The organism is Marivita sp. S0852, assembly GCF_046591575.1.
Taxonomy (GTDB): Bacteria; Pseudomonadota; Alphaproteobacteria; order Rhodobacterales; family Rhodobacteraceae; genus Marivita.
The window spans coordinates 43,126-59,058 of the sequence record NZ_JBIQWA010000005.1 but is presented as its reverse complement, the minus strand read 5'-3'; the positions used below and the strand labels follow the sequence as shown (position 1 = coordinate 59,058).

Annotated in this window: 11 protein-coding genes; 9 read left to right on the top strand and 2 right to left on the bottom strand. The window is 57.8% G+C overall.

What is annotated here, in order from left to right; genetic code table 11:
* The first annotated feature begins 6 nt into the window (after nt 1–6).
* Entirely contained in the window at nt 7–1,140 is a 1,134-nt protein-coding gene (locus ACG74X_RS12040; RefSeq protein ID WP_411235075.1) for a Gfo/Idh/MocA family protein, read from the top strand.
* Here ACG74X_RS12040 and ACG74X_RS12035 read toward each other — a convergent pair whose 3' ends face one another.
* Nucleotides 1,141–2,139 (bottom strand): LacI family DNA-binding transcriptional regulator, encoded by a 999-nt coding sequence (locus ACG74X_RS12035; protein ID WP_411235073.1) that lies wholly within the window; start codon nt 2,137–2,139, stop codon nt 1,141–1,143.
* A gap of 183 nt (nt 2,140–2,322) precedes the next feature.
* Here ACG74X_RS12035 and ACG74X_RS12030 point away from each other — a divergent pair, with 183 nt between their 5' ends.
* The 8 genes from ACG74X_RS12030 (at nt 2,323) to ACG74X_RS11995 (ending at nt 11,907) form a co-directional block, all read left to right on the top strand.
* Nucleotides 2,323–3,273 (top strand): sugar ABC transporter substrate-binding protein, encoded by a 951-nt coding sequence (locus ACG74X_RS12030; protein WP_411235072.1) that lies wholly within the window; start codon nt 2,323–2,325, stop codon nt 3,271–3,273.
* Nucleotides 3,274–3,356: 83 nt separating this feature from the next.
* Nucleotides 3,357–4,469, top strand: coding sequence for an ABC transporter permease (locus tag ACG74X_RS12025; RefSeq protein ID WP_411235071.1), 1,113 nt, complete (start codon nt 3,357–3,359; stop codon nt 4,467–4,469).
* A 1-nt stretch (nt 4,470) separates the two neighbouring features.
* Complete coding sequence (locus ACG74X_RS12020) at nt 4,471–5,250, top strand: ATP-binding cassette domain-containing protein (protein ID WP_411235070.1); 780 nt, start codon at nt 4,471–4,473, stop codon at nt 5,248–5,250.
* Nucleotides 5,251–5,415: 165 nt separating this feature from the next.
* On the top strand, nt 5,416–5,874 hold the full coding sequence (locus tag ACG74X_RS12015; RefSeq protein WP_411235068.1) for a (2Fe-2S)-binding protein: 459 nt from the start codon (nt 5,416–5,418) through the stop codon (nt 5,872–5,874).
* Nucleotides 5,875–5,877: 3 nt separating this feature from the next.
* Nucleotides 5,878–8,067, top strand: coding sequence for a molybdopterin cofactor-binding domain-containing protein (locus ACG74X_RS12010; RefSeq protein ID WP_411235067.1), 2,190 nt, complete (start codon nt 5,878–5,880; stop codon nt 8,065–8,067).
* Between the two features lie 170 nt (nt 8,068–8,237).
* On the top strand, nt 8,238–9,959 hold the full coding sequence (locus ACG74X_RS12005; protein WP_411235066.1) for an AMP-binding protein: 1,722 nt from the start codon (nt 8,238–8,240) through the stop codon (nt 9,957–9,959).
* Nucleotides 9,960–9,964: 5 nt separating this feature from the next.
* A complete protein-coding gene (locus ACG74X_RS12000; RefSeq protein WP_411235065.1) occupies nt 9,965–10,846 on the top strand; it encodes a bile acid:sodium symporter family protein in 882 nt (293 codons plus the stop codon).
* A gap of 107 nt (nt 10,847–10,953) precedes the next feature.
* Nucleotides 10,954–11,907, top strand: a complete 954-nt coding sequence (locus tag ACG74X_RS11995; RefSeq protein WP_411235064.1) for a carbohydrate kinase family protein — start codon at nt 10,954–10,956, stop codon at nt 11,905–11,907.
* A gap of 199 nt (nt 11,908–12,106) precedes the next feature.
* On the opposite strand, the gene ACG74X_RS11990 is transcribed toward ACG74X_RS11995, so the two are convergent.
* Nucleotides 12,107–15,796, bottom strand: coding sequence for a DUF4214 domain-containing protein (locus ACG74X_RS11990; RefSeq protein WP_411235063.1), 3,690 nt, complete (start codon nt 15,794–15,796; stop codon nt 12,107–12,109).
* Nucleotides 15,797–15,933: the final 137 nt, after the last annotated feature.

Genomic DNA, 15,933 nt, shown 5'->3' with positions numbered 1-15,933 from the left:
AAGATTATGGCAAAACTGAATTGGGGCATGATCGGCGGCGGCGAAGGCAGCCAGATCGGACCAGCCCATCGCCTTGGTGCGCAAGCCGACGGCAATTTCATTCTAGCGGCCGGGGCGCTGGATGTCGACGCTGAAAAAGGCCGCGCCTACGCGCAGTCCTTGGGGATTGCAGCGGACCGGGCTTATGCCGATTGGCAAGAAATGTTGGACGGCGAAACGGGACGCGATGACAGGGTTGATCTCGTCACCGTGGCCACGCCGAATTCCACCCATTTCGAGATCACCAAGGCCTTCCTTGAAGCCGGGTTCAACGTGCTTTGCGAAAAGCCGATGACGATGACCGTGGAAGAGGGCGAAGAGATCGTGCGCGTGGCCAAGGCCAGCGGCAAAATCTGCGCGGTGAACTACTGCTATTCCGCCTATCCGATGGTGCGGGAAATGCGGCACATGGTGCGGACTGGGCAGATCGGCAAGGTGCGGTTGGTTGTGGCCAATTTCAGCCATGGTCATCACGGCGACGCCACCGATGCGGACAATCCACGCGTCCGCTGGCGCTATGATCCGGCGATGGCTGGCGTGTCTGGTCAGTTTGCCGATTGTGGTATTCACGCGCTGCATATGGCCAGCTTTATCGCCGGTGATCAGGTGCGCAGCCTGTCGGCAGATTTCGCCTCGACGATCCCAACCCGGGAGCTGGAAGACGACGCGATGGTGAATTTCCGGATGGAGGGCGGCACGGTTGGGCGGCTTTGGACATCGTCCGTCGCCATCGGGCGTCAACACGGGTTCGACATTCAGGTCTTTGGCGAAACCGGCGGCATGCGCTGGGCGTCCGAGCAGCCCAATCAGGTGTTCTATACACCCGTGGGCGGGCGCACGCAGATCATGGAAAAAGGTGATGGCACCCTGTCAGATGAGGCCACACGTCTGTCGCGCGTGGCGATTGCGCATCCCGAAGGGTTTCCGCTTGCGGTTGCCAATATCTATGTCGATCTGGCGGCTGCCATCCAAGGCGAAACCCGCGATGGGTTGCCAACAGCCGAGGATGGTTTGCGGTCGATGGCGGCTGTCTATGCGTCGGTTGGGTCGGCCAAGGACAACGGCGCGTGGGTGGATGCCCGCCCACCAATGTTCCGCTGATCAGGGCAGGGGGCGCAACGTGCCCCTTTCCACGACGGAACAGGCAAAGATACGCGACTCGGGTTGGCGATCCGGATCTTCCAGCAGGGTCACCATCGCTTCGATCGAGGATTGCACAATCTGCTGGATCGGTTGATGGATCGTGGTCAGGTTTATGTTCTGCCACCCGGCCATTTCCATGTCATTCAGCCCGATAATGCCAATGTCTTCGGGAACCGACAGGCCGCTGTCCGCGATGGCTGACAATGCGCCGATTGACAGAACGTCATCACCGCAAAAGTAAGCCTCTGCAGGTGTGGATTGCAACAAGCGCTGCATCTCGGTGCGTCCGGCGTCAAAGGTATAGGCTTCGGCAAAGGAATGCGTGACAGTGGCGTGCGTAGCCGTGTCCAGCTCTTGCAGAAAGCCGGACAAACGGTCCTGGGTCGAGGTTGCGCTTTCCGGGCCACCCAGAAACGCAACGCGTCTATAGCCACGGGCCAGAAGAGTGTGCGCCGCCATGCGGCCACATTCGACATTGTCGATCCCGATCACATGCACCTGCGGCGAGCTGGAAAAGCGCCCGAAACTATGCACCACCGGAACTCCGGCATCGCGGAAGGCCTTGGCAAAATTCGGCGGCAAGGTGGATGACGCCACAACCGCCCCGTCCACCGAATACTGCCGCAACATCCGCACCGACGCAGCCGCATCGGTTTCATTGGTCAGATTAACCAAAAGCGGTCTGAGCCCGCGGTCCTGCAATCCGCGCGTGAACAGATCGAACACTTCCAGAAAGATCGGGTTGTGAAAGTTGTTTGACACAAGGCCAATCAGTTTGGTGCGGCCCGTGGTCAACGACGAGGCCAGCGCGTTGGGGCTGTAGCCCAGTTCGCTGGCCGCCTTTTCCACCTTGCGCCGCATCTTGCTGGACACAGAGGCACCATCGGTAAAGGTCCGCGACACGGCAGACCGGGAAACACCGGCGCGTTCCGCAACCTCTTTCAACGTGATGGCCATTCTAGACATGTCCGACTTTTTCCACCGCACCGCGTTTACCTGATCCGCGGCAATTGAAATAGTGAAACAGAAATCGGATTATTGCAACCGGTTGCAAAAATGCGGGCCCTGTGCTTAACTCGACTCGAAGACGCGGCAGATCCCGTCTGTCGCCAAGAGACTGGTAATCCTAGGGAGGAAAACATGACGTCATTGATAAAGAAGCTGGCGCTGGCGACGGCGGTTGTTGCGGCACCGTTCGTAACTGCACAATCGGCTGCCGCAGAGGGCGAGACCTATATCCTGGTCAGCCACGCCCCTGACAGCGACACATGGTGGAACACCATCAAAAACGGGATCGCGCTGGCCGGCGAGCAGGTTGGCGTGAATGTCGAATACCGCAACCCGCCAACCGGCGATGTCGCTGACATGGCGCGCATCATCGATCAGGCGGCGGCATCCAGCCCGGATGGCATTATCACAACGCTTGCCGATTATGACGTTCTGAAAGGCCCCATCATGAATGCGGTCGATCAGGGCATCGACGTGATCATCATGAACACCGGCACCCCCGAACAGGCGCGTGAAATCGGTGCTTTGATGTATGTGGGTCAGCCGGAATACGATGCAGGCTTTGCAGCAGGCCAGCGCGCCAAGGACGAAGGCGTGACCCGGTTTTTGTGCGTCAACCACGCCATCCAGCAGCCCACTGTCGGTGAACGCTGCCGGGGATATGCCGATGGGCTGGGGATCGAGCTTGGTGATTCCATGCTCGATTCCGGGACAGACCCGTCTGAGATCAAAAACAAGGTTCTGGCATATCTGTCCGCAAACCCGGATGTCGACGGCATTCTGACGCTGGGTCCGGTGTCTGCAGACCCAACCATCGCGGCGCTGCAGGAAAACGGTCTGGCTGGTGACATTCACTTCGGCACCTTTGATCTGGGCGAAGAAATCGTGAAGGCCATCAAGGACGGTGTCATCAACTGGGGTATCGACCAGCAGCCTTTCCTGCAGGCCTATATGCCGGTTGTTATCCTGGCCAATTGGGACCGCTACGGCGTGCTGCCCGGCAACAACATCAACTCCGGCCCCGGCTTTGTGACCAAAGACGCGCTGGCCAAGGTTGAAGAGTTCGCTGGCGAATACCGCTAAGCCCTAACAGATCGGGAGCGGCCCGTTCCTGCCGGAACCGGGCCGTTCTTTTTTCGAGACAATCGAAGCGCACGAGGGACCCAATGAGTGACGCATCAGATACAGACGAACGAATTAAGGAGATATCGCCGCTCCGCCGCGCGCTGATCCGGCCTGAACTGGGTGGTATCGTGGGCACGGTTGCGGTCTTTACGCTGTTTGCTCTTTTCGCGTGGGACAGTGGCATGTTCCAAAGTCAGGGTGTCATGAACTGGTCGGTGGTTTCGGCGCAATTCATGATCATCGCGGTCGGTGCGTGTCTTTTGATGATTTCCGGTGAATTTGACTTGAGCGTGGGGTCAATGATCGGCTTTGCGGGCATGATGATCGCGGTGTTCGGCGTTGTTCTGGCATGGCCCATGTGGATGGCCATCATCGTGACATTTGTCATCTGTACGGCACTGGGTGCGTTGAATGGCTGGATCGTGGTGCGCACCGGGCTTCCCAGCTTTATCGTTACGCTTGCGTTTCTGTTTATCTTGCGCGGCTTCACAATTTACATTCCGCAAACCATTGAACGCAAAACCATCATTGGCGGTATCCGGGATGCCGCAGAGGGCGATTGGCTTGCGCCCATATTCGGCGGCAAGATCGGTCAGCCGATTTTTCATTGGCTCGGGGATGCCGGTCTGATCGCAACATTTGAACGGGGCAGCCGGGCAGGGGAACCGGTGGTTGACGGTATTCCGATGTTGATTGTCTGGGCCATTGTTCTGGTCATCTTTGGTCACACCCTTCTGACAAAAACGCGGTTTGGAAACTGGATTTTTGCGGCAGGTGGTGATGCCGAAGCGGCACGCAACTCTGGTGTTCCGGTAAACAAAGTCAAGATCCTGATGTTCATGTTCACCGCCTTTTGCGCCACCGTGTTCGCGGTTTGTCAGGTCATGGAGTTCGGATCGGCGGGGGCGGATCGCGGTTTGCTCAAGGAATTCGAGGCCATCATTGCGGTTGTTATCGGAGGGGCGCTGTTGACCGGAGGATACGGGTCTGTGCTGGGTGCCGCGCTGGGCGCGCTGATCTTTGGTGTTGTGCAACAAGGGCTGTTTTTCGCAGGTGTCGAATCAAGCCTGTTCAGGGTGTTTCTGGGGATCATCCTGCTCGCTGCGGTGATCCTGAACACCTATATCCGTCGCATGATCACGGGAGAGCGGTGATATGGCTGAACCCATTATCCAGATGAAGAACATCGAAAAACACTTTGGCTCTGTCATCGCGCTGGCCGGTGTGTCGGTCGATGTGCGCGCAGGCGAATGTCATTGTCTGCTGGGCGACAATGGGGCTGGCAAATCGACCTTCATCAAAACCATGTCCGGGGTCCACAAACCGACCAAAGGCGAGATCATTTTTGAAGGCAAACCGCTTGATTTCGCCGATCCCAGGGATGCCATCGCCGCAGGCATTGCCACCGTTCATCAGCATCTGGCCATGATCCCGCTGATGTCGGTCAGTCGGAACTTTTTCATGGGCAATGAGCCGATCAAAAAGATCGCCGGTCTGCGCTTTTTCGATCATGACTACGCCAATCGGGTGACGATGGAAGAGATGCGCAAGATGGGCATCAATCTGCGCGGTCCGGATCAGGCTGTTGGCACCCTGTCCGGCGGCGAACGCCAGACGGTCGCGATTGCCCGTGCGGTGCATTTTGGCGCGAAGGTTCTGATCCTGGACGAACCGACATCGGCGCTTGGGGTGCGCCAGACGTCGAATGTTCTTGCCACGATCGACAAGGTGCGCAAGCAGGGCATCGCAGTGGTATTCATCACGCATAACGTGCGTCACGCAATGGCGGTCGGTGACCGGTTCACCGTTCTGAACAGAGGCAAAACGCTTGGAACCGCCGAACGCGGTGAGATCACACCGGAAGAGCTGCAAGACCTGATGGCCGGCGGACAGGAACTGGCCACGCTGGAAGGCAGCCTGGGCGGCACAGTCTAGGCACCCATGCGTTTCGTTTCGATGATTGGCAGGCAGACGGAGTCCGGTCTGGCTGTTTTCATGAACGCACTTTTTCTTGAGCCATCCTGCGCGCGGCATGGCTTGCTGGCGATCCTGTGAACGCTACCTGTCTGGCAGAAACAGATCGTCAGGGAGAGACACGCGATGACGCGCATTACACTTAACGGCACCGAGGTCGATCTCGATGTGTCGCCGGATATGCCTTTGCTTTGGGCGCTTCGGGATGGGTTGGGAATGACCGGAACCAAGTTTGGCTGTGGTGTGGCCTCCTGCGGCGCGTGCACCGTGCATATTGACGGGGTGCCCGCCCGCGCGTGCCAGACCTTTATCCGCGATATCGCCGGGGCCGAGATCACCACAATAGAAGGCGTCGAAACGCCCGAAGCGCGCGCCATTCAGGCCGCCTGGGTGGAATTGCAGGTTCCGCAATGCGGCTATTGCCAATCGGGCCAGATCATGTCGGCTTCGGCGCTTTTGAGCTCCACCCCGAAACCGACGGATGATGAAATCGACATCGCGATGGACGGCAACTTGTGCCGGTGCGCCACCTATGCGCGCATTCGCAAGGCCATTCACCGCGCCTCTGAAATCCTGGAGGCATAAACCATGTTTCATTATCTGGAAAAGCGCGTGGCCACGGGTGCCGGTCTTTCAACGCGCCGCACGTTTCTGAAACTGGGTGCAGGCACCATCGGTGGAATTCTGATTGGCGCGGTTGTGCCAGGTGCGCGGGGCGCACAGGCATCGACGCAGGATGACGCCTTGGTGCAGCCGTTTGTGCACGTCGCGCCGGATAACAGCGTGACTGTCATCGTCAAACATCTGGATATGGGCCAGGGCGTGGCCAACGGGCTGGCCACGTTGATCGCAGACGAAATGGATGCGGATCTTGACCAAATATCCATCCGACACGCGCCATCTGACCCAGACGTGTATAAAAACCTGCTGTTTGGTGTGCAGGGCACGGGTGGCTCTACGGCAATCGCCAATTCCTTTGAACAGTACCGCCAGGCGGGTGCCACAGCCAAAGCAATGCTGGTTCAAGCCGCAATCGACGCATGGGGCCTTGAGTCCAATTCGGTAACTGTCACCGGTGGAACAGTGTCAGGTGGTGGCAATACCGCCACCTTCGGCGATCTTGCCAGCGCCGCGGCCCAGCAGGCCGTGCCGGACACCGTGACGCTGAAATCGCCGGACCAGTGGGTCTACATCGGCAAAGACACCGCCCGCGTGGACGTGCCCGCCAAGGTGCAAGGCGCGGTCGGGGCGTTCGGCATTGATGTGATGCGCGAAGACACCTTGACCGCGGTCACCGCCCGACCGCCCCGGTTTGGTGCGACGGTCGCATCGGTTGATGACACCGCAGCACGCGCTGTTGATGGTGTGGTCGAGATTCTGACCACGGGTGCGGGCGTTGTGGTTGTCGCCCGCGATACATGGTCGGCCATGCAAGGACGATCGGCGCTACAGGTTGACTGGAACGAAGCCGGGGCCGAAACCCGAGGCACTGACCAGCTCTCCCAAGAGTTTGCCGCACGTCTGGATCAACCCGGCAATGCCGCCCCGGCGCGCGGTGATGCGGCAGGCAAGCTTGCGTCTGCGGCTCAGGTGATTGAAGCGGATTACAGCTTTCCCTACCTCAACCATGCTCAGATGGAGCCATTGAACGCGACTGTGATGTTTGATGGCGAAACGGCCGAATTCTGGTTCGGCTCGCAAATCCAGACGCTTGACCACAATGTTGCGGCCGGCGTTCTGGGGGTCGCGTTTCAAAACGTCTCGATCAACACCACATTCGCTGGCGGATCTTTTGGGCGGCGCGCGACACCGGATGCGCATCTGACGGCAGAGGCCGCGATGCTGGCCAAAGCGTGGTTCGAAAAAACCGGCCAGGCGCGTCCCATCAAACTGGTCTTCACGCGTGAGGATGACATGGCATCGGGCTATTTCCGACCGATGCACATGCACCGCGTGCGTGCTGGCATTGATGAGAATGGCATGATTTCCGGCTGGGATCACCGCGTTGTTGGTCAGGGCATCATGATCGGCACCCCGTTCGAGGCATTTACCGTAAAAGGCGGTGTCGATCACTCTTCGGTCGAAGGTGTGGCGGATACAACATATGATCTGCCGGACTTTGCGCTGGACACGCATCACCCTGACGTGGGTGTGCCGGTTCTGTGGTGGCGCGCTGTGGGTCACACGCACACCGCCTATGTGATGGAAACCATGATGGACGCGCTGGCCGAAGCGGCAGGCGTCGACCCGGTGCAATTCCGCCTCAACCATCTTAAGAATGACGCGCGTCTGGCCGCTGTGTTGCAATTGGCGGCTGACAAGGCAGGTGACGTGCCCGATGGGATGCATCGCGGCATTGCAATCCACAAAAGCTTTAACACCTATATGGCCGAAATCGCCGATGTCCGGATGCGGGACGATGGCACGGTCAAGGTGGATCATGTGACCTGTGCGATTGACTGCGGCGTGCCGGTCAACCCCGACAATATCCGCGCGCAGGTCGAAGGGGGGCTGGGCTTTGGCCTGTCCGCGGTCCTGCGCGAAGAGATCACCCTGACCGACGGCCGCGTGGATCAGTTGAATTACCCAAGCTACGCGCCGCTGCGGATCAATGATATGCCAAACGTGGATGTCCACATCGTGCCGTCAACCGAAAGCCCGACAGGTGTCGGCGAACCGGCCACGCCGCCGATTGGTCCTGCCGTCGCAAATGCGATTTACCGTGCAACGGGCAAACGCATTCGGTCGCTGCCTTTGTCAAAACATGGGCTGGCCTGAGACATGACCAATGCCAAGGGGCGGTTCTTCGGGGCCGCCCTTTGCGTTGAACCGCACCCAAATCGCCTATCGCCATAAGAAAGCGCGGTTTTCCCGAACGTCACAATCGACATGTCCCTGAATATCCGTAGTGTCAAAGGACATATGTGCAATGGATCGGGGAGGGATTGATGACACCAGAGGATCGGCCCTGGACGGCCTTTTATGGCCCGGATGTCCGCCCCGAGATCGAGACCGCGTCATACCGGACAATCGGGGATCTGATCGGATCGGTCGCCGACACGTTTGGATCGGCACCGGCCTTTACCACCTGTCTGCCCAATGGCATGAACGGCACCCTCAGTTTCGATCAGGTCAATGAAATGTCAGACGCCTTTGCCGTCTACCTGCGCGAAGTTGCGGGCCTGACCCAGGGTGATCGCGTTGCGTTGCAGATGCCCAACTGCCTGAGCTTTCCGGTGGCGGCCTTTGGTGTTCTCAAGGCGGGCTGTGTGCTGGTCAACGTGAATCCGTTATACACGGCCGATGAAATGGCCAAGCAGTTTCTGGACGCAGAACCACATGCCTTGGTCATCGTCGACATGTTCGCCGATAAAATCCCCGAAGCGACGCGCGGACATCCTATTCCCAACATCATCGTGACCCGCGTGGCGGAATTCCTCCCGTCTCTTCCGCGCGGCATCGTGGGGCTGGTGCAGAAATACTGGGACAAGTCGATCAAGCCCATCAACGTGGCTCATATCCGGCTGCCCGATGCGCTTGAGGCCGGTCGCGCCAGAAAACAATCGGACAAAATCGAGGTGGATGCCTATTTTCAGTCGGTCCAACCGGATGACGTGGCCTGTCTGCAATATACCGGTGGCACCACCGGGGTGGCCAAAGGGGCGATGCTGACCCATGCCAATCTGATCCTGAACATGGAACAGACAATGGAATTGATCGCGGGGGTCAAAAAAGGCGAAGAGATCGCTTTGACCGCTCTGCCAATGTATCACATCTTTGCCTTTACGGTAAATTTGTTGGGGTTCTACTGGCTTGGCGCGCGCAACATCCTGATCCCGAACCCGCGGCCCCTGTCGAACCTGAAACGGGCCTTTGAGAATTACAAGATCACCTGGATGAGCGGTGTGAACACGCTGTTCAACGGATTGTGCAACGAGATCTGGTTCAATGACAGCCCGCCAAAACACCTGAAATTCGCCTCTGCCGGCGGCATGGCGTTGCAAGCGACTGTGGCACAGAAATGGGAAGACGTGACTGGCAAGCCGGTTTTGCAGGGGTATGGCCTGACCGAAACATCACCTGTTCTGACCTTTAATCCCTTGGGTAAGACACGGGACGGCTCCATCGGCGTGCCGGTGCCCTCCACGCTTGTGACCTGTCTGGGGGAAAACGGTGCGCCTGTGCAAATCGGTCAAAGCGGCGAGATCGCCGCCAAAGGCCCGCAAATCATGGCCGGGTATTGGAACAAGCCCGAGGAAACGGCACAGGTCATGAAAAACGGCTGGTTCCTGACCGGGGATATCGGGATGATGGACACAGACGGCTATTTCCGCATCGTGGATCGCAAGAAAGACATGGTGGTTGTTTCGGGGTTCAACGTCTATCCCAACGAAGTCGAAGAATGCCTTGCCACGCATCCCGGTATTCTTGAGGCAGCCGTGATCGGCGTGCCGGATGACGCAACAGGCGAAGCGGTCAAGGCGTTCATCGTCAAACGCGATGACAGCCTGACGGAGGCGGATATCAAAGCGCATTGCAAGGCCCATCTGACGGCCTACAAAATCCCGAAACGGGTTGTGTTCCGTGACGATCTGCCGAAATCGAATGTTGGCAAAATCCTGAGAAAAGACCTGCGCGCCGAAGAGCTTGCGCAATTGGCAGCGGAGTAGGCGCAATGGTTGGAGCACTTGAACAGGCGATCCTCGCCCTGATGATCTTTGTCATCATGCTGGGCATGGGCGCATCGCTTACGCCACGTGATTTCTACCTGGCGCTGCGGCGGCCCTATGGGCTGGCCATTGGGGTGGTCTCGCAATACGGCTTCATGCCTTTCATCGGGTTTCTGTTGGCAACGATGCTGACGGTGCCTGAGACGATTGCCATTGGTATCTTGATCATGGCCTGTATGCCGGGCGGCACGACATCGAACATCTTTACCTATTTTTCAAAGGGAAACCTTGCGCTGTCGGTGCTGATGACAGTGACATCAACGGTGGCAGGGGTGATTTTGATCCCCGTGGTTCTGGTGCTTTACGCCACCGCGCTTGACCTGGAAATCCCGCGTGAAAACATCATCGCGACGCTGATCCTTTTGCTGGTTCCGGTGGCCATCGGCATGGTCCTGCGCCGGATCAGTGCCAATGTCGGTGCGGTTACGGAGTTCTTCGGCTCTGCCTTGGCGCTGTTTTTTATCCTGTTCCTGATTGTCAGCTGGATTCCCCGCAATTGGCAATTCCTGCTGGAAACCACATCCGCCACCTACGTGGCTTCGATCGGGCTGGGTGTGATCGGCATCACCATCGGCTACCTGTTCGCCCGCATCCTGCGGCTGCATCCGCGCAATGCCCGGACGGTCGCGCTTGAGACCGGGATACAGAATGGTCCGCTGGCCATCGCGATTATTGTCTTCACTTTCGATGGCACAGAGGCACAGGCGGTCATGGCCGTCCCGGTGCTGTATTCGCTGTTCATCGTGATCGTCTCGACGCTGGTCACATTGGTGTTTCGACGTGCCAATTCAGCGGCAGAGCAGAAAATGCCGGACAGTTTGCTTTGACTGGTCTGTCATATTGCGTCGTTCACTGATATCCGCCGAATAGGCGCTTGATCCTGTGCCCAATCTCGACTTAGGCACTGTTGGATCACAGTCAGTTGGGATGAACCATGGCACATACTTCGATTATTGGCGTCGGCGGTGAAAACTTGATCGACCACGTCACTCAGGACGGCACCATTTCCGCGCTGGCAGGGGGCTCTCCGTTCAACGTGGCGATGGCGTTGGGGCGTCAGACCGCTGCGGTTCACTATCTCACACCAATTTCAACCGATCATTGGGGGAATCTGCTGGCCGACACCCTGCACTCATCACATGTCGTGCTAAGCGGTGGGCGTGTCGACGCGCCAACGACGATTGCCCGTGTGACCGTCACAGACGGAATTCCAACCTACACCTTCGAACGCGATGGCACAGCCGAACGTCAGGTCACTCCCGCCTCGTTGGCACAGGCTATGCCCGAAGGTCTGGCCGCGTTGCACACTGGCTCATTGGCGCTGACCGATGGCGCGGATGCCGACGCCTGGGAGGCGACATGCGACGCGGCATTCCGCGCAGGTCGGCTTGTGTCGCTTGATCCCAATGTCCGTTTGTCAGTGATCACCGATCCCGATCAATACCGGTCGCGTATGTTTCGCATGATGGCCAAGACCAGCCTGCTAAAGCTAAGCGACGAAGACCTTGAAGGGCTTTGCCCGGACCAGTCGCTTGATCAGGCCTTGCAGATCGTCCGCAGCAAGACTTCGGCACCGCTGCTTGTCATGACCAAAGGCCCGGATGGTGCGATTGCAGTGTTCGAAGATCGCCAGATTTCAATCCCGGCACCACCCGTGCCCGGTTTGGTCGACACCGTAGGCGCGGGCGATACTTTCATGGCAACGCTGCTTGCCGGATTGGACCGGATATCAGCGCTAAGCCCGGATGCCGTGTCCAAGCTCAGCGGCAGCGATATCGAATCTCTGCTGCACCGCGCTGGTATGGCCGCCGCTATCAATTGCAGCCGCGCTGGGTGCAATCCGCCAACGTTGAAAGAGCTCGATACCGCATTGGCGCACGCCGACTGACATTTTTTTGGCCACGGGTAAGGATTTCTTAAATCCCTGGTACGTAAATACGGCATGAAGCGGGCCACAATTGGCCGCCATAACACAAGCCGAGACGCGCCAAACCATGCCTGCCATTTTGAGTATCCTGCAACTTTTTCGGTTCTTGATCGGATATGTCCGGGCGGTCGCAAAACGGCAAACCGCCCGGGCAGAAGCGTCACATCATAAAGGCATCGTCGCCAAGACCGACGATCTGCATCAAAAAGCCGTCCGACGTTCCGCTGATGATATCGGTGTAGATATCATCACTTTGTCGGATACCACTTTGCAGATCAGCGTCGGACCCGTCGAACCCTTGCATGATCGCCCGTGCATGATCCAGATCAGACATGCCTCTGGTCACCGCGAAATGGCCTCCCAAAAGCACCTTATTCCCCAGATAGGCCGCATCTTGCGCCCCGCCCGATTCCGCCTTCGCCCCGGCGATAATCGCCTGAATAAAGGTGGCAGGCGTGACCGACGCACCGTTGTCCAAAACGTCCAGCCAATAGGACAATCCCTCCGCGTCCGGGTCACGACCCAAAACATTTTGATACACAGACGTGACAAAAGCCGACCTGTCGCTCGCGTCACCGTACAACGCCCGCGTCTCGGGCTGGTCAAAGAACTGTTCGGCGATCTCGGTCATGGTCATGCCGTCGGCCAACTGATTGCCCCAAAAGAACAATCCAACCGCGTCGGGCGCACGATCAAAATAGGCGATATACAACTCGGTCAGGGCAGCCATCGACGCACCATCAAGTGCAGCCATCCCATCGAACGCATCCACCCTGATACCATTGCTGTCGAACGGCCTGACCTCTTGCGCGAAATCAATCTGTTCAATGTTGCGCAAAGCGATCGTGCTTTCCGCTGGACCGGAGCGGTCGACAATCAAAGCACCTTCGGCAGAGAACGCGAGCGTGTAGTTCGATTGATCGCCCTGAGCGATGACCGTGTCGGTTCCGGAACCGCCATCAACGCTGTCATTTCCGGCCCCCATAACGAATTGATCATCCCCCCCAAGGCCCGTCAAATTGTCGGATCCATCTGTGCCTAGCAGAGTTTCTGCAGCGTTGGTTCCCGTCACACTATCCGACGCTGCTGCCGTGACAGATCTTTCGCTGAACGGGTCCACAAGCGGGGCTGGCAAATCACCGGAAGTGCCATCTGCCATCCAGTCTATAATGTTGTCATAGGCATTGCGAACCAAAGGATGAACACTGTCGGGCAAAACCAGGTCACTTGGCGGAGCTTCTCCATAGAGTGCCGTGTAGTGAACGATGGAAGCCAGGAAATAAAGCGTGGGTGTCCCGTGCGGTGCGTCGTCCAGAAAAAGATCAGAAGCGGTAAGACCTCTTAGTCCAAGCGCCGGATCATCCAGCATGGCCGCAATCTGTGGTCCGGCACTAATCAGACGAATGTCCAGATCAGGACGCGCTTGGCTGACCATCTCGGTCAGCGACACCCACCAGTCGTGCCAATCGCCCAACATATAAGACGTCCAGGCATCGAATTCCCCAGCCGTCGGCGGGAATGTCGCGGCAAAACCTTCCATTTCCGGCCAAGTCTCAAAAAGGTTTATGGTGGCTCCGGGTGCCCGTGACGATGCCCATTCAATGACCTCAAGCGCGGCCTCTGCTGGCGAGGTATCAGAACTGCCCCAATAGGGTTGATCCGGGTCCTGGTACTGAACGAAATTCGCGGCAGACAGCGTAATCTGTGTAAAGCCGACATCGGCAAAACTCTGATCCCCATCCGGATCCAACGCTTCGGTCACGGTTTCCATATTGATATGTGGACGCGCGGGACCGGCAGCATGGTCCGACAAGAGACCCGTTTGCATGGCCGCAGAATAGGAATTTCCCGTTGTTTGCGCCATCTGTGCGGTCCAATGAGCGACCGATAATTCGGCATCGCCAATGGCCCATGCAAAAAGACTATTGCCGAAAATGTACTCGCGAACTTCATCACCTTGCGGGCCCGGAACAGAGGGGCGATCAGGCAGTGGTGCCGGGATAGATGGCACATCCGGAACCGATGGCAGTTCGGGCACTGACGGCGGATCAGGCACCGGTCCTGGTGATCGGTCAATATCCGGCTGTGGTTGTGGATCTGGGTCAGCCGTGGGTCCGGGATCGGGGATTGGCGCGTAGTCTTGGGGCACCGAATTCCATATCCCGTCCTTCATATGTTCAGGGGCGGGATGACGTTCGGAAAAATCTTCAAGCGCGGAATGGCGTCCTGTTTCGTCCTCCAGATGCCGTAACGACCCCCAGCTGCCCCATTTGGACGGCTCTGACACGTCTACAAAGGCATTGAACAAGGTGCCACCGGCGGCTTCCCATCCTTCAAGCAACTCGACATAAAGTTGCCCCATCTCGTCTGAATAGTTCAAATCGGTGAAAAACGCGGTCAGCGTATCATTGTCGACCCATGGGCCAACGCCCACAACATGAGTGCCGCCTTCGTACATCACCAGATCGAGACCATGCGCATCCGCGACCGATTTATGGTAGCGGAACATTTCGAACAGACCCTGAAGCGAGTCGCCCGCGTCCCCCGTGACGGAGCCGTCCCGCAATTCGCGGATGGCAAGGGATATAGCCGCATCATGTCGATGCTCGGCAATATAGGCGTCGGCAGCAGATCCGCTCAGACCTCGTGCCGCCGCGTCTTGCCGCGCTTGCGCTTCGCTGTCGGCAATCCATTGCAGAACGATATTCGCTTTCGCATCGGTGCCCAGACTGTTGCCGAAATACCCAGTGACCGCATATGTGTCAAAAGACAGATAAGGGGCCGCGTTGCCTGCGCTTTGGGCCTGCCAGGCGGGGGCTTCCAGAATAGAGGCCTCCAGACCTGGCCAGAACGTATGGGTGGCAATCACCTTGACAAGCTGGGTTTCCTCGCCTGCATACACCTGATCAAGAATGGCCGCCATTTCGGCAGAACGTGCGCCGTATTCCTGAACCCAGCCATCCCCAAGATCCTGGCCAAACCGATCTTGAGCGGCCTGTGCTGCATCATCGGCCTGTTCGAACATCCAGTTCCAGACCTCATTGGAGAGTTCGAAATGCGCGCGCAGATCGGGATCGAGATTATCGCGGACATAGGTTGCGAATTCGCGAATATAGGTTTCATCGGCGTGCCACGGCATATTGAACCAGGGTTCGGTGCCTGTCGCATTTGCCAGTTGAACCATAACTTCAACCGGTACGCCTCCAAAATAGGTATACTTGCCTTCATGCGGGCGTTCGGACCAGCTTTGCAACGTGGAATCGTTGGTTTCCTGCCAATCCATGTAGCGCAGGGCGTGAACATCGTCGATCAGGTCAAGCCAGAGCGGATTAAAGATGTTTCCGGCTTCAAAAGCGGGGATATGTTCCTGTTTTACAACCTCGATATTGCGGAGATAATCACCACGGCCTTGCGGATCTGTCGCATCGATTGCGATCGACACCATTCCAGAGCCGGTTGGTTGATAATCGAACCAAATCTCTCCGGCACCTTGCGACACGACGGTCGCACCAGACACGGAAATCGTCCCCGCACCATCAAAGCTTAGCCGATACAACCCGCCGGTATAGGTGGCGTCGGTCGGCATTTCCGTCAGGATCAATGCTTCAATTCGTTCGACCCCGTCGGGCATCCGGGTGATCCAGCCATCACTGTCCAGCACCCCCATCGATTCAAGATCGTCCGGACGGTACGCGCCCCATTGTGACTCTGTGTGCGCCAGCCAGGGGCGCGCGGTTTTGAATACATCGAGAAAGGGCTGTTGTACGCTCCAATCCGCGACGCCCCGCAGTCCAAAAGCCATCGCCGCCGCAGAAGTCTGCGTTCCGAATACATCGGTTAAGGGTTCCATGCCCCACTCCACTCATCAAAGCCCCCGCCACGATGGGTAGGGCCTGGAGTGTAAAGACCGGCTTAAAGAGACAATTTGAGACGACTGAGCAGAGTTTGAGTCTGCCAATTCTCACGGCAATCAGCGGACCTGTTTCC

What these genes read in the sequence shown, in the direction of transcription:
- ACG74X_RS12040 (WP_411235075.1), top strand. Translation starts at nt 7, where the DNA reads ATGGCAAAACTGAATTGGGGCATGATCGGCGGCGGCGAAGGCAGCCAG.
- ACG74X_RS12035 (WP_411235073.1), bottom strand. Translation starts at nt 2,139, where the DNA reads ATGGCCATCACGTTGAAAGAGGTTGCGGAACGCGCCGGTGTTTCCCGG.
- ACG74X_RS12030 (WP_411235072.1), top strand. Translation starts at nt 2,323, where the DNA reads ATGACGTCATTGATAAAGAAGCTGGCGCTGGCGACGGCGGTTGTTGCG.
- ACG74X_RS12025 (WP_411235071.1), top strand. Translation starts at nt 3,357, where the DNA reads ATGAGTGACGCATCAGATACAGACGAACGAATTAAGGAGATATCGCCG.
- ACG74X_RS12020 (WP_411235070.1), top strand. Translation starts at nt 4,471, where the DNA reads ATGGCTGAACCCATTATCCAGATGAAGAACATCGAAAAACACTTTGGC.
- ACG74X_RS12015 (WP_411235068.1), top strand. Translation starts at nt 5,416, where the DNA reads ATGACGCGCATTACACTTAACGGCACCGAGGTCGATCTCGATGTGTCG.
- ACG74X_RS12010 (WP_411235067.1), top strand. Translation starts at nt 5,878, where the DNA reads ATGTTTCATTATCTGGAAAAGCGCGTGGCCACGGGTGCCGGTCTTTCA.
- ACG74X_RS12005 (WP_411235066.1), top strand. Translation starts at nt 8,238, where the DNA reads ATGACACCAGAGGATCGGCCCTGGACGGCCTTTTATGGCCCGGATGTC.
- ACG74X_RS12000 (WP_411235065.1), top strand. Translation starts at nt 9,965, where the DNA reads ATGGTTGGAGCACTTGAACAGGCGATCCTCGCCCTGATGATCTTTGTC.
- ACG74X_RS11995 (WP_411235064.1), top strand. Translation starts at nt 10,954, where the DNA reads ATGGCACATACTTCGATTATTGGCGTCGGCGGTGAAAACTTGATCGAC.
- ACG74X_RS11990 (WP_411235063.1), bottom strand. Translation starts at nt 15,796, where the DNA reads ATGGAACCCTTAACCGATGTATTCGGAACGCAGACTTCTGCGGCGGCG.